General features: G+C 74.4%; 20 protein-coding genes. 7 read left to right on the top strand and 13 right to left on the bottom strand.

Translation table 11 applies throughout. The annotated features are described in order from the left end of the window. The 3 genes from AC529_RS00580 to AC529_RS00570 all read right to left on the bottom strand — a co-directional run. A partial coding sequence (locus AC529_RS00580) for a helix-turn-helix domain-containing protein (protein WP_068752976.1) occupies positions 1 to 1,034 on the bottom strand: 1,034 nt, incomplete at its 3' end. Positions 1,035 to 1,274: 240 nt separating this feature from the next. Continuing rightward, positions 1,275 to 1,661 carry a hypothetical protein gene (locus AC529_RS00575; protein ID WP_068752975.1) on the bottom strand — a complete coding sequence of 129 codons (387 nt, stop codon included), beginning with the start codon at positions 1,659 to 1,661 and terminating at the stop codon, positions 1,275 to 1,277. A gap of 182 nt (positions 1,662 to 1,843) precedes the next feature. After that, a complete protein-coding gene (locus AC529_RS00570) occupies positions 1,844 to 2,326 on the bottom strand; it encodes a MarR family winged helix-turn-helix transcriptional regulator (protein ID WP_068752974.1) in 483 nt (160 codons plus the stop codon). A gap of 171 nt (positions 2,327 to 2,497) precedes the next feature. On the opposite strand from AC529_RS00570, the gene ctaD reads away from it, so the two are divergent. After that, complete coding sequence (gene ctaD / locus AC529_RS00565) at positions 2,498 to 4,168, top strand: aa3-type cytochrome oxidase subunit I (protein WP_068752973.1); 1,671 nt, start codon at positions 2,498 to 2,500, stop codon at positions 4,166 to 4,168. A gap of 98 nt (positions 4,169 to 4,266) precedes the next feature. On the opposite strand, the gene AC529_RS00560 is transcribed toward ctaD, so the two are convergent. The 7 genes from AC529_RS00560 to AC529_RS20695 all read right to left on the bottom strand — a co-directional run bounded on the left by AC529_RS00560 (position 4,267) and on the right by AC529_RS20695 (position 11,819). After that, positions 4,267 to 5,169, bottom strand: a complete 903-nt coding sequence (locus AC529_RS00560) for a cutinase/poly(ethylene terephthalate) hydrolase (protein ID WP_068752972.1) — start codon at positions 5,167 to 5,169, stop codon at positions 4,267 to 4,269. Positions 5,170 to 5,653: 484 nt separating this feature from the next. Further along, a complete protein-coding gene (locus AC529_RS00555) occupies positions 5,654 to 6,487 on the bottom strand; it encodes a cutinase/poly(ethylene terephthalate) hydrolase (protein WP_232306517.1) in 834 nt (277 codons plus the stop codon). A gap of 535 nt (positions 6,488 to 7,022) precedes the next feature. Continuing rightward, entirely contained in the window at positions 7,023 to 8,534 is a 1,512-nt protein-coding gene (locus AC529_RS00550; RefSeq protein WP_068752971.1) for a hypothetical protein, read from the bottom strand. A 102-nt stretch (positions 8,535 to 8,636) separates the two neighbouring features. Continuing rightward, positions 8,637 to 9,812, bottom strand: coding sequence for an alcohol dehydrogenase catalytic domain-containing protein (locus AC529_RS00545; RefSeq protein ID WP_068752970.1), 1,176 nt, complete (start codon positions 9,810 to 9,812; stop codon positions 8,637 to 8,639). Positions 9,813 to 9,893: 81 nt separating this feature from the next. Further along, positions 9,894 to 10,775, bottom strand: coding sequence for a manganese catalase (locus AC529_RS00540; RefSeq protein ID WP_068752969.1), 882 nt, complete (start codon positions 10,773 to 10,775; stop codon positions 9,894 to 9,896). A gap of 205 nt (positions 10,776 to 10,980) precedes the next feature. Then, complete coding sequence (locus AC529_RS20700) at positions 10,981 to 11,502, bottom strand: sigma-70 family RNA polymerase sigma factor (RefSeq protein ID WP_232306596.1); 522 nt, start codon at positions 11,500 to 11,502, stop codon at positions 10,981 to 10,983. Then, on the bottom strand, positions 11,481 to 11,819 hold the full coding sequence (locus tag AC529_RS20695) for a hypothetical protein (RefSeq protein ID WP_232306516.1): 339 nt from the start codon (positions 11,817 to 11,819) through the stop codon (positions 11,481 to 11,483). The genes AC529_RS20700 and AC529_RS20695 overlap by 22 nt, the downstream gene beginning before the upstream one ends. Positions 11,820 to 12,147: 328 nt before the next feature. Between AC529_RS20695 and AC529_RS00530 the strand changes: the two genes are divergently transcribed. The 3 genes from AC529_RS00530 (at position 12,148) to AC529_RS00520 (ending at position 14,849) form a co-directional block, all read left to right on the top strand. Then, on the top strand, positions 12,148 to 13,230 hold the full coding sequence (locus AC529_RS00530; protein WP_068752968.1) for an SDR family NAD(P)-dependent oxidoreductase: 1,083 nt from the start codon (positions 12,148 to 12,150) through the stop codon (positions 13,228 to 13,230). Between the two features lie 93 nt (positions 13,231 to 13,323). Beyond that, positions 13,324 to 14,142 (top strand): nucleotidyltransferase family protein, encoded by an 819-nt coding sequence (locus AC529_RS00525; protein WP_068752967.1) that lies wholly within the window; start codon positions 13,324 to 13,326, stop codon positions 14,140 to 14,142. After that, positions 14,139 to 14,849, top strand: a complete 711-nt coding sequence (locus AC529_RS00520; protein WP_068752966.1) for a metallophosphoesterase family protein — start codon at positions 14,139 to 14,141, stop codon at positions 14,847 to 14,849. The genes AC529_RS00525 and AC529_RS00520 overlap by 4 nt, the downstream gene beginning before the upstream one ends. Before the next feature lie 47 nt (positions 14,850 to 14,896). On the opposite strand, the gene AC529_RS00515 is transcribed toward AC529_RS00520, so the two are convergent. Continuing rightward, complete coding sequence (locus tag AC529_RS00515; protein WP_232306515.1) at positions 14,897 to 16,327, bottom strand: cytochrome P450; 1,431 nt, start codon at positions 16,325 to 16,327, stop codon at positions 14,897 to 14,899. Beyond that, entirely contained in the window at positions 16,324 to 16,704 is a 381-nt protein-coding gene (locus AC529_RS00510) for a DUF3140 domain-containing protein (RefSeq protein ID WP_068752965.1), read from the bottom strand. Before AC529_RS00510 ends, AC529_RS00515 begins: the two co-directional genes overlap by 4 nt. Positions 16,705 to 16,880: 176 nt before the next feature. Between AC529_RS00510 and AC529_RS00505 the strand changes: the two genes are divergently transcribed. Then, positions 16,881 to 17,363: a hypothetical protein gene (locus tag AC529_RS00505; protein ID WP_068752964.1), complete on the top strand. Its 483-nt coding sequence runs from the start codon at positions 16,881 to 16,883 to the stop codon at positions 17,361 to 17,363. A gap of 41 nt (positions 17,364 to 17,404) precedes the next feature. Further along, a complete protein-coding gene (locus tag AC529_RS00500; RefSeq protein ID WP_068752963.1) occupies positions 17,405 to 17,806 on the top strand; it encodes a ChaB family protein in 402 nt (133 codons plus the stop codon). A gap of 13 nt (positions 17,807 to 17,819) precedes the next feature. On the opposite strand, the gene AC529_RS00495 is transcribed toward AC529_RS00500, so the two are convergent. After that, on the bottom strand, positions 17,820 to 18,830 hold the full coding sequence (locus AC529_RS00495; RefSeq protein WP_068752962.1) for a glycosyltransferase family 9 protein: 1,011 nt from the start codon (positions 18,828 to 18,830) through the stop codon (positions 17,820 to 17,822). Positions 18,831 to 18,953: 123 nt separating this feature from the next. On the opposite strand from AC529_RS00495, the gene AC529_RS00490 reads away from it, so the two are divergent. After that, on the top strand, positions 18,954 to 19,698 hold a 745-nt coding region (locus AC529_RS00490; RefSeq protein WP_068752961.1), incomplete at its 3' end, for a Rieske (2Fe-2S) protein.

Below are 19,698 nucleotides of genomic sequence, written 5' to 3'. Positions count from 1 at the left end.
AAGGCCCGGGACATGTCGATTTCGTGGTGGGCGCGCCGCTCCGCGGGCAGCCCCGGACGGCGCAACCGCGGGGCGAGTTCGGCGTCCCTGCGCACCGCCTCGTCGTAGTCGCGCAGCTCCACGGCGACCGCGGCCCCGTGGATCGCCACGTTGGTGGGGTTGAACTGGAGCGCGTAGAAGTCCGGCGCACGCGCCGGAAGCCGCGCGGCGATCTCGCGGGCCTGCTCGTAGTGGTCCCACGCGTCCTGCGGGCCGGGGTGTCCCGCGGCGGTGCTGCGCGCGGACAGCACCGCCGAGCGCAGGTGCAGGGCTCCGTACACGGCCAGGCCCGCCGGGGCGGTGGTGTCCAGACCCTCCCCGGCGCGCCGCACCAGTGCCAGCCCTGGCTCCCACGCGCCGATGGTCATCATCAGCAGCGCCCGCGACAGCAGCGCCAGCCGCGGAAGGTTCGGGTCGTCGGAGCGGTCCGCGGCGACGGCCGCGTCCTTGATGGCGACGGACGCGAGATCGGTGTAACCGAGCCTGCGGGCCAGCGAGGCGGCGACGGCCTGGGCGGAGTTGAGCAGGCGCCAGGCGCGCGGCGATCCGCTGGCGTGGGCGTGCACGGCGAGTTCCACCAGTACCGCGGGAAGGCGGGCGCCGACGCGGCTGTGCCGGGCCGCCAGCGAGTCGCGGCGCAGCACGGCGACCTCGGCGGCGAGCTGGTCGAGGTCGCGGGGCGGGGCGTCGAGATCGGGGGGAGCGTCGACGGCGGTCAGGGCGCGGCGGAGTTCCGGGATGGCGGCGTGGACCTGGTCGTCGCGGGGGGTGTCGCCGCGGTAGGGCTGCCCGTACAGCTCGGAGGGGTCGACGGCGAGGGCGGCCGCGGCGGCGGCGACGAAGGCGGGGGTGGCGACCTTGTGGCCCTTTTCCACCTGGGCGATGTGGGAGCGGGAGTAGTGGCAGCGGGCGGCCAGGCCGTGCTGGGTGAGGCCGCGGCGCTTCCTGGCGCGGGCGATGCGCACACCGATGGACTCGCGGGCAGCGTCGTTCATGGGGGTCTGCTTTCTGCCGCTGGTGGATCGCGCTTCCAGCCTAGGAGCCAGGCCCCGGGCGCGTCCGGGGTTTCACGTTCCCGGCCCCGGCCCGACCCCGCGCCCGCGAGCGGACGGCAGGGGACACGGCCGCACGGCGCTGTCCGGACGAGGGGCGGGCTCGGCCCCGCCGGGCCTCCCCTCCCGGCCGCCGCGGCACTGCCCCGCCGCACCCGCCGACGGCGGCGGATCCGGCCGTGCTCAGCAGCCGCCCACGTGGCGCAGGACGCCCGAGGGGTCCTGGGCGTAGCGGGAGGTGCCGCCGCCGCGGACGGGCAGGGTGACGACTCCCCGCACGAGCTGCTCCTCGGGCACCGTGGACAGGTCCAGGAGCTCGCCGTCGAGGGGGCCGCCGTACAGTTCCACGGTCCGGCGGCCCGGCCCGCTCCTGCCGTCGCTCCGGTAGACGAGAGCGGTCACCGCGAAGGCGAGGACCGCGACCGCCCCGGCGGCGACCGCCCACAGCGGGTTCCCGGACCACATCCAGCCGGTCACCAGCGCCGGAACGGTCAGGAACACGCAGAAGACGACCCCTTTCGGCAGGGCGACCCGGGTGGTGGGCGCCGTCTTCGCCAGTCGGTTCGCCATGCTCTTTCCTCCCCTCCGGGACCCGCTACCCCACCGGGTCGAAAGTCCCGTCCGATCTGGGACTTAGTGCCCAAACCATTTGTGCACTAATTGATAGCGTGGATGTTATCCCGGTGGTTCCGAGTGCGGACACCGGGGCGGGAACTCGGCGGGACGCCCGGAGGGGAGGCGGGATGCTCGGCTCAGGAGTCGGCGGGGTCGGCGGCGGCCGCCGCCGTGCTGAGCCGGGTGAGCACGGAGTTGAGCTGCTGGAGCTCCTCGGCGTCCATGCCCAGCAGGCGCATGATCCGCTCGGGGATGTCCCGGGCCCGCTCGCGCATCTCGCGTCCGGCCGGGGTGAGGGTCACCACGAGCCGCCGCTCGTCCTCGGGGTCGCGCCCCCGGCGCACCAGGCCCGCCGCCTCCAGGCGCTTGAGCAGCGGGGAGAGGGTCGCGGAGTCCAGCTCCAGCAGGACGGCCAGCTCCTTGACCGACAGGGGGGCCGACTGCCACAGCGCGAGCATCACCAGGTACTGCGGGTGGGTCAGGCCGAGCGGGGCCAGCACCGGGCGGTAGAGCGCGACGATGTTGCGTGCCGCGACCGTCAGTGCGAAGCAGACCTGGTTGTCCAGGGACAGCGGATCGCCCGTGCCGGAGTCGCCGCCGCTCACAATCCTCACCCCCAATGAGGGTCCCCTCGGACCCTGTGTAGCATCCTACAAGTAATTAGTGCGCCAAGTATTTGTGCATTAACTTTTTGCTGGTCGCTGCCTGTCTTCTGGAGCATGGCGCGTCCCGGCGGAGTCCCGTCGGGCACCCCCGGGACGAGGCGGTCGACTCGAAGGGGAGATGAATTCGTGGCCACCACACAGGTCGCGACGGCTCCGAAGCCGTCTGTCCGGGCACGCCCCGGATCGAAGATCGTCGACTGGCTGACGTCGACCGACCACAAGGTGATCGGGAACCTGTACCTGATCACCTCGTTCGTGTTCTTCGTCGTCGCCGGCGTCATGGCGCTGCTGATCCGCGCGGAGCTGATGCTCCCCGGCATGCAGTTGATGAACAACGAGACCTACAACCAGTTGTTCACCATGCACGGCACGGTGATGCTGCTGATGTTCGCGACCCCGCTGTTCGTCGGGTTCGCGAACGTGCTGGTGCCGTTGCAGATCGGCGCGCCGGACGTGGCCTTCCCCCGGCTCAACCAGTTCGGGTACTACCTGTTCCTGTTCGGCAGCCTGATCGCGGTCTCCGGGTTCTTCACCCCGGGCGGCGCGGCGAGCTTCGGCTGGTTCGCCTACGTGCCGCTGGCGGACGCGGTGCGCTCGCCCGGTCTCGGCGGCGACCTGTGGATCCTCGGACTGGCGCTGACCGGCCTCTCCTCGATCCTGGGTGCGGTCAACTTCCTCACCACGATCCTGGCCATGCGCGCCCCCGGCATGACCATGTTCCGGATGCCGGTCTTCACCTGGAACATCGCGCTGACCGCCGTGCTGATCCTGCTCGTCTTCCCGGTGCTCACCGCGGCCTTCATCGCCCTGCTCACCGACCGGATCCTGGGCACCCACGTCTACGACCCCTCGCACGGCGGCCCGATCCTCTACCAGCACCTGTTCTGGTTCTTCGGCCACCCGGAGGTCTACATCATCGCGCTGCCGTTCTTCGGCATCGCCACCGAGATCCTGCCGGTGTTCAGCCGCAAGCCGATCTTCGGCTACAAGAGCCTCATCGGCGCCACCCTGGCCATCGCCGGCCTGTCGATCACGGTGTGGGCGCACCACATGTTCCCCACCGGCGCGGTGCTGCTGCCGTTCTTCTCCTTCATGACCTTCCTCATCGCGGTGCCCACCGGCGTGAAGTTCTTCAACTGGATCGGCACCATGTGGCGCGGCCAGCTCTCCTTCGAGTCGCCGATGCTGTTCATCATCGGCTTCCTGGTCACCTTCCTGTTCGGCGGCCTGACCGGGATCATGCTCGCGTCGCCGCCGATGGACTTCCACACCGCCGACTCCTACTTCGTGGTGGCCCACTTCCACTACACGCTCTTCGGCACCGTGGTGTTCGCGATGTTCGCGGGCTTCTACTTCTGGTGGCCCAAGCTCACCGGGAAGATGCTCAACGAGACGCTGGCCAAGTGGCACTTCTGGACGCTGTTCTTCGGCTTCCACGCCACCTTCCTGGTGCAGCACTGGCTGGGGGCCGAGGGCATGCCGCGGCGCTACGCCGACTACCTGCCCAGCGACGGCTTCACCCTGCTCAACCAGATCTCGTCCGTGGGCTCCTTCGTCCTGGGCGCCTCGACCCTGGTCTTCCTCTGGAACGTCTGGATCACCCACAAGAAGGCGCCGAAGGTGACCGTGGACGACCCGTGGGGCTACGGCGCGTCCCTGGAGTGGGCGACCTCCTGCCCGCCGCCGCGGCACAACTTCACCTCGCTGCCGCGCATCCGCTCCGAGCGTCCCGCCTTCGACCTGCACCACCCGTACGCGTCGACCACCGTCGAACAGGACGTCCCCGAACGGAAGTGACGGCGGCCGGAGGCTGACCGAACGGCCGGTGGCGGCCACAGCCGTGGCCGCCACCGGAGTGAAGGGGACCAGAGGCCCCGCTGGGGGCCGGTGCTGTCCTAGAACGGGCAGGTGGAGCGGTACTCCTCGACGTCGCTGAACAGGCCGGTGCGCGGGCCGGGGCAGAGGAACTGGGTGTAGCGGGTGTCCTCGTCGACGAAGCGCTTGAGCCAGGCGACGCTGTACATGCCGATCGTGGAGTTGGTGATGTTCGGCGCGAAGTGGGTGGCGCCGTCCAGCTCCAGGTAGGCCTTGCGGGTGGAGGTGGGGATGCTGTTGTAGAACGGCTCGGCGTGCGTGAGCACCGGGGCGATCGTGTCCAGGTCGGCCCCGATGATCAGGGTGGGCACCTGGACGTTGGACCAGGACTTGTTGAGGTGCCAGGGGGTCAGCGGGATCGCGGCCTTCAGGTCCGGGCGCTGCGAGGCCAGGCGCAGCGTGCCGCCGCCGCCCATGGAGTGGCCCATGACCGCCAGGCGGTTGCGGTCGATGCGGCTGCGCACCGCGGACGACGCGTCGTTGAGCATGTGGTCGAGCGCGGCGTCCAACTGGCGGGCGCGGCTGTCCGGCTGGTCGAGGGTGGTGTTGGTGTCGATGGTGATGACCACGAAGCCGTGGGAGGCGATGCGCTCGCCCAGCCACGCGACCGACGCCTGGGTGCCGGTGTAGCCGGGGGAGATGGCGACCGCGCCGTAGGTGTTGTTCTCCCGCGGGTAGTAGATGGTGCCGCCGCCGAAGCCGTCCGAGCCCAGGCGCCAGGCGCGCTCGCTGCTGACGGAGAAGGGGCCGCTGCGCGCCTCCAGGAGGGCCTGGGTCGGGTTGGGGCCGCGCTCGTAGGGGTTGGCGGCCTGGGCCGGAGCGGACAGGGCCAGGACGGACGCGGCGGCGGTGGCGGCCACCGCGGCGGTGCGGAGGACCCGGGAGAGCAGCGGGGTCCTCCGGCGGGGGGTGGTGACAGACATACTCTGTTCCTCTTCGTGTTCGGGAACCGGTCCCGGCCCGCACGCGGCGCGTGCCGGGGAGGTTCCGCCCGACGACGGAGCAGGCGGCGGTGCCCGAGAGCGCGGAACCCTGCCCGGACCACGGCCGGTGCCGGGACCGTGCCGTTCGCCGTGGGGAGCCGAACGGTCCGGCACCGCGGGGGACACGGCGGCCGCGGCCGACGGGCGGGCCGGGTCGCCCGGCCCGGGTACCGCACCTCCCGGACGGGGCCGCCCGGCAGGTTCGGCGAGGAGATGGGGGTGTGAACTCCTCGTCTCGACCGTGTTGCCACTATGTGTCATGAAACAGTTACGGTGAATCCGTGAAACCACCAGTGTCCGCCCCCGCGGGGACGGGCGCCGTCGGCTCCACGGGCCGCGGGAGGGCGGTGGAGGCCGGACGCGAAACGGCCGGCGGCGGCCGCAGAGCGCGACCGCCGCCGGGCGGGGAGCAAGGAGCCGTGTCCTAGAACGGGCAGGTGGAGCGGTACTCCTCGACGTCGCTGAACAGGCCGGTGCGCGGGCCGGGGCAGAGGAACCGGGTGTAGCGGGTGTCCTCGTCGACGAAGCGCTTGAGCCAGGCGACGCCGTACATCCCGATGGTGGCGTTGGCGACGCTCGGCGCGAAGTGGCTCGCCCCGTTGAGCTCCAGGTAGGCCTTGCGGGTGGAGGTGGGGATGCTGGTGTAGGACGGCTCGGCGTGCAGGGCGACCGGGGCGACGGTGTCGTTCTCCGCGCCGATGATCAGGGTGGGCACCTGGACGTTGGACCAGGACTTGTTGAGGTGCCAGGGGGTCAGCGGGATCGCGGCCTTCAGGTCCGGGCGCCGGGAGGCCAGGCGCAGCGTGCCGCCGCCGCCCATGGAGTGGCCCATGACCGCCAGGCGGTTGCGGTCGATGCGGCTGCGCACGGTCGAGGAGGCCCCGTCGACCATGTGGTCGAGCGCCGCCTCGAGCTGGTCGGCGCGGCTGTCCGGCTGGTCGAGGGTGGTGTTGGTGTCGATGGTGATGACCACGAAGCCGTGGGAGGCGATGCGCTCGCCCAGCCACGCGACGGAGGACTGGGTGGCGGTGTAGCCGGGGGAGATGGCGACCGCGCCGTAGGTGTTGTTCTCCTGCGGGTAGTAGATGGTGCCGCCGCCGAAGCCGCTCACCGGCGACGACACCCGCTCCTCGCTGACGGGGAAGGGGCCGCGCGACGCCTCCAGGGAGGCCTGGGTCGGGTCGGGGCCGCGCTCGTAGGGGTTGGCGGCCAGGGCCGGGGCGGACAGGGTCACGGCGGCGGCAGCGGCGGCCACCACCGCGGTGACCTGGGAGAGCAGCGACGTGCCCTTCCGGGGGTGATGATCGACATGGTCGGTGTTCCTCGTTCTTCAGGTGCGTGTGCGGACGCGCCCGGGACACGCGATGACAGTGCGCTCCACAATCACAGCAGAGAGTGAGCGATGTCGTCCAGGTGTCACGAGGGCCGACACCCCGGACTCCGGTGCCGGGGCGGACCGTGCCGTTCGCCGCGGGGAGCCGAACGGTCCGGTCCCCCCGCGCACCCGCGGGGGCCGCGGAGGGCCGATGCGGCCGTGCCGTTCGGGAAAGAAAGAACGCGGCAGCGCAACCCGGCGTTGACCGGCCCTTGCCTCGGCTGCACCGCACACGGTTCGGCGCCGCCCGCCCGCCGCGCATCCGTGAAACCACCGGTCCCCGGATCGTCACCGTGCGGAACGGGCGTCTCCGTCGACGGGGCGCGGCGGGACGCGCGGGGCCGCGGCCCGCGCACGCAAAAGCCCCGGGGACTCCCCCGGGGCGGGCCGTCCGGGCGGGGCCGTGCCGCCCGGACGCTCAACCGGATCCGGCCGCCGGACTCCACTCGGGCACGTACAGCACCCAGGCGTAGGGGTCGTCGGCGGGCCCCACGGGCCGGGCGCTCCAGTCGGCCGCCCAGCCGGGCGGACCACCGTCCTTGACCAGCAGCCCGAACGGCACGGTGCGGCCCAGCGCGAGCAGCTCCTCCAGAGAGTGCGTGGCGTTGTTGCCCGACGGCGCGGCCGAGGCGCACCCCGCGTAGTAGGCGACGGGGATCGCGTCGTCCCCGGTGAGCAGGCAGGGCGGGCGCAGCCCCGCCTCCCGCAGCTCACCGGCGAGCCGCGCGTAGTCCTGCCGGGCCGCCAGGTGGGTGGTGGCCCAGTGCGTCAGGACCGCCCCCTGGATGAGCAGGTGCCCGGCGACCGCCACGGCCAGCCCGGCGCCCAGCGCGGGGCGCAGCGCCGGGCGCGTCGCCGCCCACGCGTCCCGCAGCCCGGCCGCCGCGGGCAGCGCCAGCAGGGCGTAGACCGGCAGCAGGAAGCGCGGGGCCGCGTAGGAGAGGAGGAACAGGTAGGTGACGGACATCGACGCCGCGACCGCGACCGGCAGCCAGCCCAGCGCGCCCCGCCCCTCCCGGTGTGCGCCCAGCACCCCGAACACCACCAGCACCCCCAGCGCGATCGGCCACAGCAGGGCGGGCCAGCGCACCAGGTCCTCGTCGCAGGGGCGGCACAGCAGCGGCCCGTCCAGGGAGGTGAGCACGTACCACGCGCTGAGCGTCCACCCGGTGCCGCCCTGGATCTCGGCGGCCCGCTCCAGCCGCTCCAGTACGCCCCCGTAGGACAGCTCCGCCTCCACCAGCCACGGCGCCACCCCGGCCAGGGCGCCCGCGGCGACGGCCGCGACCAGGGGGGCCCGCCGCCACGCCGGGACCGCCAGCGCCGCCAGGCCCAGCGGCGCGGCCAGCCAGAACGCGTCGCTGGGGCGCATCAGCCCGGCCACCGCCAGCATCGCCGCCAGAGCAGGCAGCGCAGCCCGGGACGCCGGGGCGCGGACCGCCGTCAGGAACCAGCCGACCGCGCCCACCGCGGCCATCGCCGTGTAGTGGTTGGGCATGGCCGCGGCCGCGTAGAACAGGCTCACCCACAGGCTCGCGTAGCCCGCCGCCGCCAGCGGCGCCACCGAGCCGTGCGGCCACAGCCGCAGCCACGGCCAGAACGCCGCGAACATCGCCGCGGCGCCCGCCGCCGCGAGCCACAGCCGCAGCGCGACCACCGAGTCCGTGGCCAGCACCACCGGCGCGGCCAGCAGCGAGACGCCCCGCGACCGGGGCGCGCTGAAGAACGCGGCGGGGTTGCGCGGGTCGTACTGGCTGACGTAGACGACCTCGTCCCAGCCCAGCCCCAGCCACGGCGGGACCAGGGTGAGGCCCGCGACGGCGAACGCCGCGCAGACCGCGCCCAGCGCCCACGCCCCCTCGGGCAGCCGCCGCTGCTCGGTGCGCTCCAGCGGTTCTCTGGCCGTGGCGGACCGGAGTGTGGATGACATGTCCCCTCCTCGATCGGACGGACGGGCGGACCGAGGGGGGACACGGGGGCGGCATGCCGGAGGCGGCGCGCGCCCCGGACCCAGCGGGCGGCGCGGGGCGGGTCACGGCCGGAACAGGGTCTTGACCATCCCGTCGGACTTGCGCTGGAACGCCGCGTAGGCGCGCGGCGCCTCGTCGAGGGGGAGCCGGTGCGTGGCGAAGGAGTCCACGCCCAGCGGGTCGTCGTCGGTGAGCAGCGGCAGGATCTCGTCCGCCCAGCGCCGGACGTTGGCCTGCCCCATGCGCACCTGGATCTGCTTGTCGAACAGGGTGAGCATGGGCAGCGGGTCGGCCGCGCCCCCGTAGACCCCGGACAGGGAGACGGTGCCCCCGCGCCGGACCAGGTCGATCGCGGTGTACAGCGCGGTGAGCCGGTCCATGCCGACCGTGCCCATGAGCCGGGCGCCCGCCGCCCTGGGCAGCAGCGCCGCCAGGCGCTGCGCGGTCCGGACCGCGGGCGCCCCGTGCGCCTCCATGCCGACGGCGTCGATGACGGCGTCGGGGCCGCGCCCGTCGGTGCGGTCCCGGATCGCCGCGACGGTGTCGTCGTCGAACCGGAAGACCTCCACCCCGTGCTGTTCGGCCCGGGCCAGCCGCGCGGGCACCGGGTCCACCCCGAAGACCTGCTCGACGCCGAGGTGGCGGGCGACGCGGCAGCACATGTCGCCGATGGGCCCCAGGCCCAGCACCGCGAGGCTGCCGCCGGGCGGCACCGCGGCATAGCGCACGGCCTGCCACGCGGTGGACAGCACGTCGGACAGGTAGAGGAACCGGTCGTCGGGCGGCCCGTCGGGCACCCTGACGGGACCGTAGTCGGCGTGCGGGACGCGCAGGAACTCCGCCTGCGCGCCGGGGACGGAGCCGTAGAGGCTGGTGTAGCCGAAGATCCGGGCGCCCATGCCCCTGTCGCGGACCTGGGTGGTCTCGCACTGGGTCTGTAGGCCCTGCTCGCACATGAAGCAGCGGCCGCAGGCGATCTGGAAGGGCACCACCACCCGGTCGCCCGGGCGCAGGCCGGTCACCTCCTCGCCGACCTCCTCGACCACCCCCATCGGCTCGTGGCCGAGGATGTCGCCCTCGTGCATGAAGGGCGCCATCACCTCGTACAGGTGCAGGTCGGAGCCGCACAGTCCGGAGCTGGTGACGCGGATGACCGCGTCGGTGGGCTCCTGGACGGCCGGGTCGGGCACGGTCTCCACGCGCACGTCGCGCGGCCCGTGCCAGGTGAGCGCTCGCATTCCGGTCCTCCCTCTCCGTCAGCCGTACGGGTCGGCCGGCGCGTGCGGCGCCGGTCCGCGGGACCGGCGCCGCACCGCACGTCACTCGACGGTCTTCGCGGCCCGGTCGGTCGGGCTCCGCCGGGGGCCGGGGGCCCGGTGGGCGCCGTCGAAGGTGCCGTACAGCTTGGGGTCGGGCGGCGGGGCCGAGGCCGGGCCGCCGAGCGGTTCGGGGTCGTCGAGGTAGCGCAGCCGGTGCTCCCCGTCGGGTGCGGGCCGCCGCAGCCAGCCGCCCTGGGCCGCGGCGCCGCCCGCGGACAGGCCCCAGACGGTCTCGGAGTGCTCCTGGTTCTCCTCGTCGAGCAGGGCGGTGGGCGCGATCGTCCCCGCCAGGCCGTCCTCCTTGAGCTCCTCGATCGCGGCGAGCCACAGGTTCTGGTGGACGGTGTCGCGGGCGAGGTTGAACCGGAGCATCTCCTTGACGCCGGGGTCGTCGGTCATGTGGTACAGGCGCGCGGTCTGCAACCGCCCCTGCGCCTCGGCGGCGACGTTGGCGTAGAAGTCGGCCAGCAGGTTGCCGCTGGCCACGATGTACTTGCCGTTCCACGGGGTGCCCGAGGAGTCGGCCGGGGTCGCGCCGCCGCCCGACACGATCGCCTGCTGGACGTCCATGCCGCCGACGACGGCCGCCACCGCCGGGTCCTTCACCGCCTCGGCCGTGGTCTCGGCGGGGGCGCCCTCCAGCAGCCGGGCCACCATCGTGGCGAGCATCTCCACGTGCCCGATCTCCTCGGTGGCCACGTCCATGATGAGGTCCTTGTACTTGCCCTCCACGCGGCAGTTCCACCCCTGGAAGAGGTACTGCATGGTCACGGTCATCTCGCCGTAGGCGCCGCCGATCAGCTCCTGGAGCTTCCGGGCGAACAGCGGGTCGGGCTTCTCCGGCTTGGCCTCGAATTGCAGGCGCTTGTCGTGACGGAACATCTCTGCCCCCTTCTCCGGTGCCCGCGCGGCCGGTCGCGGGCGTTCGAGTGGCGACGGCTACCCGGACGGGGCGGGGACGAACGCGGGGCGGGGCGGGATGGGGAAAGCTTTCCGTTGACCTCCAAGGGCCGACCGCGGCGCTGCGGGCGGGGCGGCACGCCGGGGCGGCGGGGCCGGTCGCGTCCCCGCCGCCCCGGTCCCGGTCTCAGTTGTCGCCCATGAGCTGGCGGCGCAGGGTGGCCAGGATGGCCGCGAGCCGCCGCGAGACGTGCATCTGCGACAGCCCCACGATCTCCGCGATCTGCGCCTGGGTCTTGTCCCCGGCGAACCGGAGCAGCAGGATGCGCCGGTCGCGCGGGGAGAGCGAGGCCAGCGCGGGGCGCAGGGCGGCGTGGTCGACGACCCGTTCCAGCGCGTCGTCCAACCCGCCCAGGGTGTCGCCCAGTGTGGCGCCGTCGTCGTCGGGGCCGAACGGCACGTCCAGCGAGAGCGTGCTGTAGGCGCGGGCCGCGTCGATGAGCTCGAGGGTCTCCTCCTCGTCCAGCTCCAGCAGCTCGCCCAGCTCCTGCACGGTCGGCGCGCGCCCGTGCTGCTGGGTGAACTCGGCGGTCACCCGGTTGAGCTCGGCGCGGCGCTCCTGGTACTTGCGCGGCACCCGCACCGCCCAGGTGCGGTCCCGGAAGTGCCGCTTGACCTCGCCGGTCATCATCGGCAGCGCGTAGGAGATGAACTCCTTGCCGTAGGCGGGGTTGAAGTTGCGGATGGCGTTGTACAGGCGACCATCGCGACCTGGCGCAGGTCCTCCTCCGGCTCGCCGCGGTTGCGGTACTGGCGGGCGATGCGCCGGGCCACGGGAGCGTGCAGTTCGGTCAGCTTCAGGTAGATGCGTTCGCGGGCGTCCGGGTCCTCACGGACGCGGTCGAGCTCGTCGAGCAGTTCGCGGGTCTGGCGCAGGTAGGCCTCGTCGGCGTGACGGGCCGACGGGCCGCGGCCGCTGCGTCTGCCGTCGGCGCCGTAACCGGTGGGTGAAACCGAAACGGACATTGCGAAACGTCCCCCGCAGGGTCTGTGGGTGTGGTCCGCGCACTTCGGGCGGTGCGGTGTCGGCGGCCCCGCCGGGCTCCGTCGCGGTGCGGGAAGCGGATGGCCTGCGGTGCCGTCCTTCCGGCAAAACGGGCCGAAGTGGTGGATGGGATGTAGGTCCCCATTTGGACCCGGATATCGCCACCCACTGTAAGCAAGGGATCACGATGTGGGAACGAACGCGGCCGAAACCGGGCAGTTGTTTTGCCCAGTGACAACACGCCGAAGTTTGGACCGGCCGGGATCGGTGAGTGGAGCTCCTCAGCGCCACGTACCACGGGGAGACGGTATGCAACCACGTACGGCACTGCTGGGACTGGCCGCGTCCGCGGCCGCCGGGTACGCGCTCCGCCGCGCCCGCCGCTACCCGCTGCGCGGCCGGGCGGCACTGGTCACCGGAGGCACCCGGGGACTGGGCCTGCTGCTCGCCCGCGAACTGGGCGAGCGCGGCTGCCGCGTCGCGGTGTGCGCCAGGAACGGCGACGAGCTGCGGCGGGCCGTCACCGACCTGCGCACCCTCGGCGTCGAGGCCCACGGCATCACCTGCGACCTGCGCGACCGCGACCAGGTGCGGGCCATGGTCGCCGAGGCCGTCGACCGCCTCGGCGGGCTCGACGTCGTGGTCAACAACGCCGGGATCATCCACAGCGCCCCGCTGGACTCGCTCGGCGAGGCCGAGTTCGAGGACGCGATGCGGATCATGTTCTGGGCGCCCCTGTGGGTGTTCACCGAGGCCAGACCGCACCTGCGCGGCGGGGTGCTGGTCAACATCACCTCCGTCGGCGGCAAGATCAGCCCGCCCCACCTGCTGCCCTACGCCTGCGCCAAGTCCGCCCAGGTCGGCCTCTCCGAAGGGCTCGACGCGGAACTGACCCGCGACGGCATCCGCGTGCTCACCGTGGTGCCCGGCCTGATGCGCACCGGGTCGACGGTCCGCGCCAGCTACGCGGGCCGCCCCGCCCTGGAGTACGCCTGGTTCTCCCTGCTCGCCGGGGCGCCCCTGGTGTCGATGAACGCGGCGCGCGCGGCCCGCCGGATCGTCGACGCCGTGCAGCACGGCCGCCGCCACCTCACCCTCACCCCGATGGCGCGCGCCGCCACCGCCGTGCACGGCGTGGCCCCGGGCCTCACCCAGGCCGCGCTGCGCACCATGAACCGCGCACTGCCGGGGCCGGGAGCCGAGGGGCCCACCACCGGCCTGGAAGCCGCGCCCCGCGCCGACCGGTGGGGGATGCGGCTGCTCACCCGGCTCAACGACCGGGCCGGACGCGACCTCAACCAGTGGCCCGAGCAGGAGCGCGGCCGCGTCCCCCGGCCGCAGGGAGCACGCCGCCGCGCCCGCCGCCGAGCGGCCGGACACCGGACGGTTTGAAGCGGTCCGGCGGCGGTAGCGGAGGAGACCACGCAGCATCATGCGGTCCCGGGACGCGCCGCAGACCCGAGGCCGCGCGGGAGGGGCGCTCCGATGGAGTACGAGCCACACATCCGGGACATGCTGACCACGCTCAAGCGCGTGGCCGGAGCGTTCAAGGCCGACGGAGTGCCGTTCGCGCTGACCGGGGGGTTCGGGGCGTTCGCGCGCGGCGCGCCCCCGTCCCGCCACGACGTCGACTTCGCGGTGCTGCCCGAGGACGCCGAACGCGCCCTGGAGGTCCTGGCCAAGGCCGGGCTGCGGCCCGTCGACGCCGTCGAGGACTGGCTGGTCAAGGCGCACGACGGCGACGTCCTGGTGGACCTCATCCACAGCCCCGCCGACTCCCCGGTCACGCCCGCCCAACTGGCCCGCGCCACGCCGTTGCAGGTCGACTCGGTGCGCCTGCCCGTCATGGAGGCCACCGACCTGCTGGTCATGCGGCTGCGCGCCCTCACCGAGCACGAGTGCGACTTCTCCGGGCCGCTGGCCACCGCCCGGGCGCTGCGCGAACAGGTCGACTGGGGGCGGGTGCGCGCCGAGGCCGGCTCCCCGTACGCGCGGGCCTTCCTGGTGCTGCTGCACCAGTTGGGCGTGGTCGGCGCGGAGCACAGCGGCGTGCGGCACGAGCCGCCGCAGTACGCGGCCGGCCACCTCCAGCAGGCGCTGGCGGAGGACCCGCGCACCGCCGAGCAGGGCATCCGGGTCCGCGTGGCGGGCGACGACGTCTACCTGTCCGGCTCGGTGTCCTGCCCGCGGCGGCGGGACCGGGTCCTCGAGGTGGCCCGGGAGCGGATGCCGGGCCGCCGCATCCACGACGAGCTGTCCGTGGTCCGGTTCGACGGCCCGGTCCGAGAGGAGCGACTGACATGATCACCGTCGCGGCGGTGGGCGACGTGCACCTCGACGAGGAGATGCGCGGACGCTACCGGCGGCGGCTCGGCGGCCTGGCCGGGGACGCCGACGTGCTGCTGCTCGCCGGCGACCTCACCAAGCACGGCACGGTCGAGGAGGCCCGCGTGGTCGCCGAGGAGTTCCGCGGCCTGCCGGTGCCCGTCGTCGCGGTCCTCGGCAACCACGACTACCAGTCCGACGCCCCGGACGCGGTCGCCGAGGTGCTGCGGGCCGAGGGGGTCACCGTGCTGGAGGGGGAGGGCACGGTCGTCGACTGCCCCGGCGGGCGGCTCGGCGTCGCCGGGGCCAAGGGCTTCGCCATGGGCTTCCCGGGCCGGTGCGCCTCGGAGTTCGGCGAACCGGAGATGAAGAGCTTCGTCCGCCACTCCCGGGAGGCGGCCGAAGGCCTGCGCAGGGCGCTCAAGCCGCTGGAGGCCGACGCCGTCGTCGCCCTCACCCACTACTCGCCGGTCGAGGACACCCTGGCCGGGGAGCCGCCGGAGATCTTCGCCTTCCTCGGCAGCTACCTGCTGGCCGAGGCGATCGACGCCTCGGACGTGGACCTGGCCGTGCACGGGCACGCCCACCGGGGCACCGAGTGCGGCACGACCCCGGGCGGGGTGCGGGTGCGCAACGTCGCGCTGCCCGTCCTGGGCCGCCCCTACGGGGTGTACGGCATCGGCTGATCCCCGGCGCGGCCCGGACCGCACCCGCCGACCCCGGCGGCGACCGCCTACCGGGCGGCGCCGCCCTCCCGCCGCGGCGGCGGGAGGGCAGTGCCCGTGCCGTGCAGCCGCACCGGGCGGGTGGCCAGACGCAGGGCGAAGTGGTCGAGGGAGTGGGGCAGCGGCCGCCCCGGGTGCAGCTCGGCAGGCCCGGCCAGCAGCACCTCGCGGCGCTCCAGCAGCGCGGCGAGCAGCGCGGTGACCGTGAACAGCACCAGGTTGCGGCCCGGGCACCCGGCGGGGCCGCCGCTGAACGGGACCAGCCCGTCCTCCTCGGCGGTGCCGTCCAGCCAGATCTCCGGCGCGAACCGGTCGGCGTAGGGCAGCCGCTCGGGGTCGCGGTGGAAGAACGCGCTGACGACGACGAAGGCCGTGCCCGCGGGGACGACCGCGCCGTCCCACTCGGTGGCGGCGGTGCTGTCCCGCAGGACGACCGGCGTGGTCGGCCACAGCCGGACCGCCTCCAGCACCGTGGCCCGCAGCCGCTCCAACCGGGTCACCCCCTGCACCGACGCGGGGTTGTGCGCGTCGAGTTCGGCGCGCACCGCCTCCGCCTGCCAGGGGTGGGCGGCGAGCAGCGCGAGCGCGCGGAAGGCGCTGGTCACGGCGGCGTCGAACGCGAACAGCCAGTGCGGCACCTGCTCGGCCGCCTCGGCGCTGCCCGGCGCCTCCCCGGTTGCCGCGCCCGCCAGGCAGTGCGGGTCGGGCCGGTCCAGGTGGCCGCGGAGCCGCTCCTCGAACCGGGCGCGCAGCCGTGCGCGCCGCGGCCGCAGGAAGGACCAGTTGGCGTCGGAGCGCAGCCGCGCCAGCAGGTCGGTGAGCCTCCGGTCGTCGCGGGCCGCCCTGCCCAGCACGACCGCCCGGACCGCGTTCCACACCGACGGCGCCCACCGCGGCCAGGTCAGTTCGCCGACGCCGCCCAGGGCGCGGTCCAGGATCTCCACCTCATCGCGGACGACCGCGAGGAAGGAGTCGGCCAGGGCGTGGACCCGGTGGCGGGAGTCCAGGGCCGCCTCGGTGAACTCCCGCCGCCGCTCCCGTTCGGGCCCCCGGGAGACGAGCACCCCGTGCGGCTGGAAGTGTGCCAGCGCGCCCCGCTTCTCCCGGTTCGCGGGGGTGAACGGTTCGGGCGAGCCGTCGAGGACCCGGCGGACCTGGCCGGGGGTGAGCAGCAGGACCGTGCGCCTGCCGAACAGGTCCGCCCGGACCGGCCCGGAGCCGTACCCGGCGCGCAGCAGCCGCAGCGTCTCCACCGCGCGGCGGTCGGCGTCCAGCGCCCCCACCGCGGCCACACCGCCGCGGCGCCGGACGACGGCGCCCCGGGCGACGAGGGGCGCCAGCAGGGCCGCGGCGACCCGCGCCCGCTCCGCCGGGGACAGGCGGGGCAGGGACGGCGGCGCCGCGGCGGACCGCCCGGGCGCGGTGCGGCTGCCGGTCACTCCGCACCGCCGATGTCCGGGTCCTCCCCGGGGCGCGGCGAGGAGGGCTTGAGCGGGTCGTGGCCCAGGTTCATCAGGGTGCGCCGCCAGTTCTCGTCCTCCGGGTGCGGCTCCACCAGCAGCGACGACACCTCCTCCACCACCGCGCGCATGGTCTCCACGTCCTCGGGGGTCAGGTCGGTGCGCCGCTTGTCCAGGACGTGGACGACGTCCCGCCCGGTGACGTCGATGTCCAGGGAGGGGGCGGAGGTGAAGCCCTCCGGGCCCGACGCTTCGGTCAGCAGCCAGGAGCGCAGTTCGTTGCCGTTCATGTTGACCAGTTCGTGGAACCGCGTCCACAGTTCGACGGTGTCGCCGCCGAGGCGGTGGTGGGCCATTGCTGCCTCCCCGTGACTCCTCCGGTGCGGGTTCTTCCCCCTCCCCGCTACCGAACCGCGTCGGGGGCAAACGCCGACGTACGGCGGCGGAGGTTTGACCGCCGCGCCGTCCGGTAGCGCGAGGACGAGGCGCGGCGCACGCCGCGCACGGCCCCGGCGAGACCGTGGAGGACGGCATGGGAGTGGTGGCGGCGGCCGCGCAGGGCGCGGCGGCGGGCGCGGCGGCGACGGCCGCGATGACCGGCGTCATGGCGGCGGCCCGCAAGCAGGGCGGGGTCGGACGGCTGCCGCCGAAGCTGCTGACCCGCCGGTTCCTGCCCGGCGGAGGAGAGCACACCCCGCGCCCGGGGGAGAACCTCGCGACCACCGCGGCGCACTGGGGCTTCGGCTCCGCGGCGGGGGCCGTCTTCGGCCTGCTGACCGGCGGCCGGCGGCCGCGCGTCGCGCTCGGCCTGGCCTACGGGGCGGCCGTGTGGCTGGTCAGCTACGAGGGCTGGGTGCCGAAGCTGACCGTGCAGCCGCCCGCGCACCGCGACGCCCCCGGACGCGCGGCCACCATGGCGGCCGCGCACCTGGTGTACGGAGGGGTGCTGGCCGCCGTGCTGCGCCGGATGCGCCGGGATGTTTGTCCGCGCGGAGGCCGGTCAGCAGCGCAGTGAGAGCCGCGCGGCCCGGACGCGGCGCAGAGGAGGGTGAGGACATGCCCGCCAGGGACGAGATGCCCAGCACGCTGCGGCGCTCCCCGGAGGAGGCCCGGCGCACCTGGGCCAAGGCGCACGACGCGGCGGTGGAGACCTACGGCGAGGGGGAGCGCGCCCACCGCACCGCCTACGCCACGCTGAAACGCACCTTCGAGAAGGTCGGCGACCACTGGGAGCCCAAGCCGTCCCGGGGGCCGTCGGACCGGCAGGCGGCCAACCCCCGCGCCGGGCGGGGCGAGGACCACCCGACCGCCGAGGGGGTCGACGCCAACGCCCCCCGCAGGCGCCTGTACGAACGCGCCCGCCAACTGGACATCCCCGGCCGCTCCAGCATGACCAAGGAGGAGCTGGTGGAGGCGCTGAAGAAGGAGAACCGCTCCCGCACCCGCCGGGCGCGCTGACGGCCCGGGCGGCTCACCGCCACGCGCGGGGGAGCGCGGCCAGCAGGTCGTCGCAGGCCGCCGCCACCTCGTCGACGGTGATCGACGCCAGCCCCGGGTCGAGGCGGTCGGAGTGCGGGTCGCCCGTGGCGCCCGCCCACAGGCAGCGGTGCCGGTCGGCGTCGAGGCGCGGCCCCCACACCCGCGGCGAGGACGGGCCGAACAGCACCACCGACGGGGTGCCGTAGGCGGTCGCCAGGTGTGCCACCCCGGTGTCGCCGCAGACCACGAGGTGCGCCTCCGCCACGAGCCCGGCGAGCTGGGACAGCCCGGTCGCGCCCGCCAGGTCCTCCTGCGGGGCCAGCCCCGCCGCCCGGGCGACGCGCTCGGCGATCCCGCGCTCCTCCGCCGAACCGGTGACCACCACCCGCAGCCCGCGCCCCCGCAGGTGGCGGGCGACCTCCGCGAACCGCGGCTCCGGCCAGCGGCGGGCCCCCGACGACGCCCCCGGGTGGACCACGGCCGTCCCCGCGGGCGACGCGCCGCCCACCGGGGCGGGCCACCGCAGGTCCTCGGGGTCGGTGACGACGCCGTGGTAGGAGAGCAGACGGCACCACCGGTCCACCTCGTGCAGCTCCTCGGCCCACGCCGGTCCCCGTACGGCCGTCTCCCCGGCGTCGCGGTGCGTCCACAGCCGCCTCGGGTGCAGCGCGGCCAGCGCGCGGGCACCCTGCGGGCCGCGGCCGTGCAGGTCGACCGCGAGGTCCGGCGGGTCCAGCCCGTCCCACGGCGGGGGGTGCGGGCCGTCCGTGGCGACGGCCTCCCACGTCAGGCCGGCCAGCGCGAGCAGCTCGCCGTAGTAGGCGGGGCCGGCCAGGATGCGGCGGTGCCGGGGGAAGGCCCGGTCCAGCGCGCGCAGCGCGGGGACCGTGGTCGCGAAGCCGCCGATCCCGCGGGCGCGCAGCACCAGCAGGATCGGCCGCTCCCGGTCGGGGCCGACGGGGCGGGGAACGGCGGCGGGCGGGACGACGTGGTCTTCTGCCATGGATTCCGCCTACCGAAACGCCCCCGGGGCAAACGTCGGCCCGGCGGCGCCGCCCGCGGCGGCCGGGAGGAAACGGGGGACCAGGGGGATTCGGCCGACCGCTTCACGGGTAGCCGGGCGCCCATGAGACTCGGTGAACCCATCCGCAGGATTGAGCGGATCCAGAACCTGGACCGGATCGCGGCCTTCGCCAAGCAACTGGTGGACCGCGCCATACCCAAGGGGAAGGCCCGTGACCTGCTGCACGGCGTCCCCATCGGCCACCCGGCGCACCCGCTGCTGGTGCAGGTGCCCATCGGCACGTGGCTGTCGGCGACCCTGCTCGACATGGTGCCGGGCGGCGGCCCCGGGCTGCGCCGTTCGGCGCACCTGCTGGTGAACATCGGCCTGCTCGCGGCCGTCCCGACAGCGGTCGCCGGCTGGGTGGACCTGACCCAGCAGCACGAGCGCCAGCAGCGCACCGGCGTGGTCCACGCGCTGGCCAACGGCACGGGCATCCTGCTGTTCGGACTGTCCTCACTGGCGCGCTCCCGGGGGCAGCAGTCGATGGGGGCGCTGCTCGGCGGGATGGGCATGAGCGCGGTGGCGGTCGGCGGCATGCTCGGCGGCCACCTGTCCTACTACCGGTCCAGCGGGGCCAACCGCGCCGACTACCTGATCGACCGGATGCCCTCCGAGTGGCAGGAGATCGGCCGGGTCGAGGACTTCCCCGAGGGCAGGCCCAGCCGCGTCGACGTCGGCGAGGTGCCGCTGGCGGTCGTCCGCACCGGCGGCCAGGTCCACGCGCTCGTGGGGGTCTGCTCCCACCTGGGCGGGCCGCTGGAGAAGGGCGAGGTCGACAGGGGCTGCCTCCGCTGCCCCTGGCACG

Origin of the sequence: Thermobifida cellulosilytica TB100, assembly GCF_001517975.1 — a bacterium.
GTDB lineage: Bacteria > Actinomycetota > Actinomycetes > Streptosporangiales > Streptosporangiaceae > Thermobifida > Thermobifida cellulosilytica.
The sequence above is the reverse complement of the archived record's forward strand: the minus strand, read 5'-3'. Positions and strand labels throughout refer to the sequence as shown.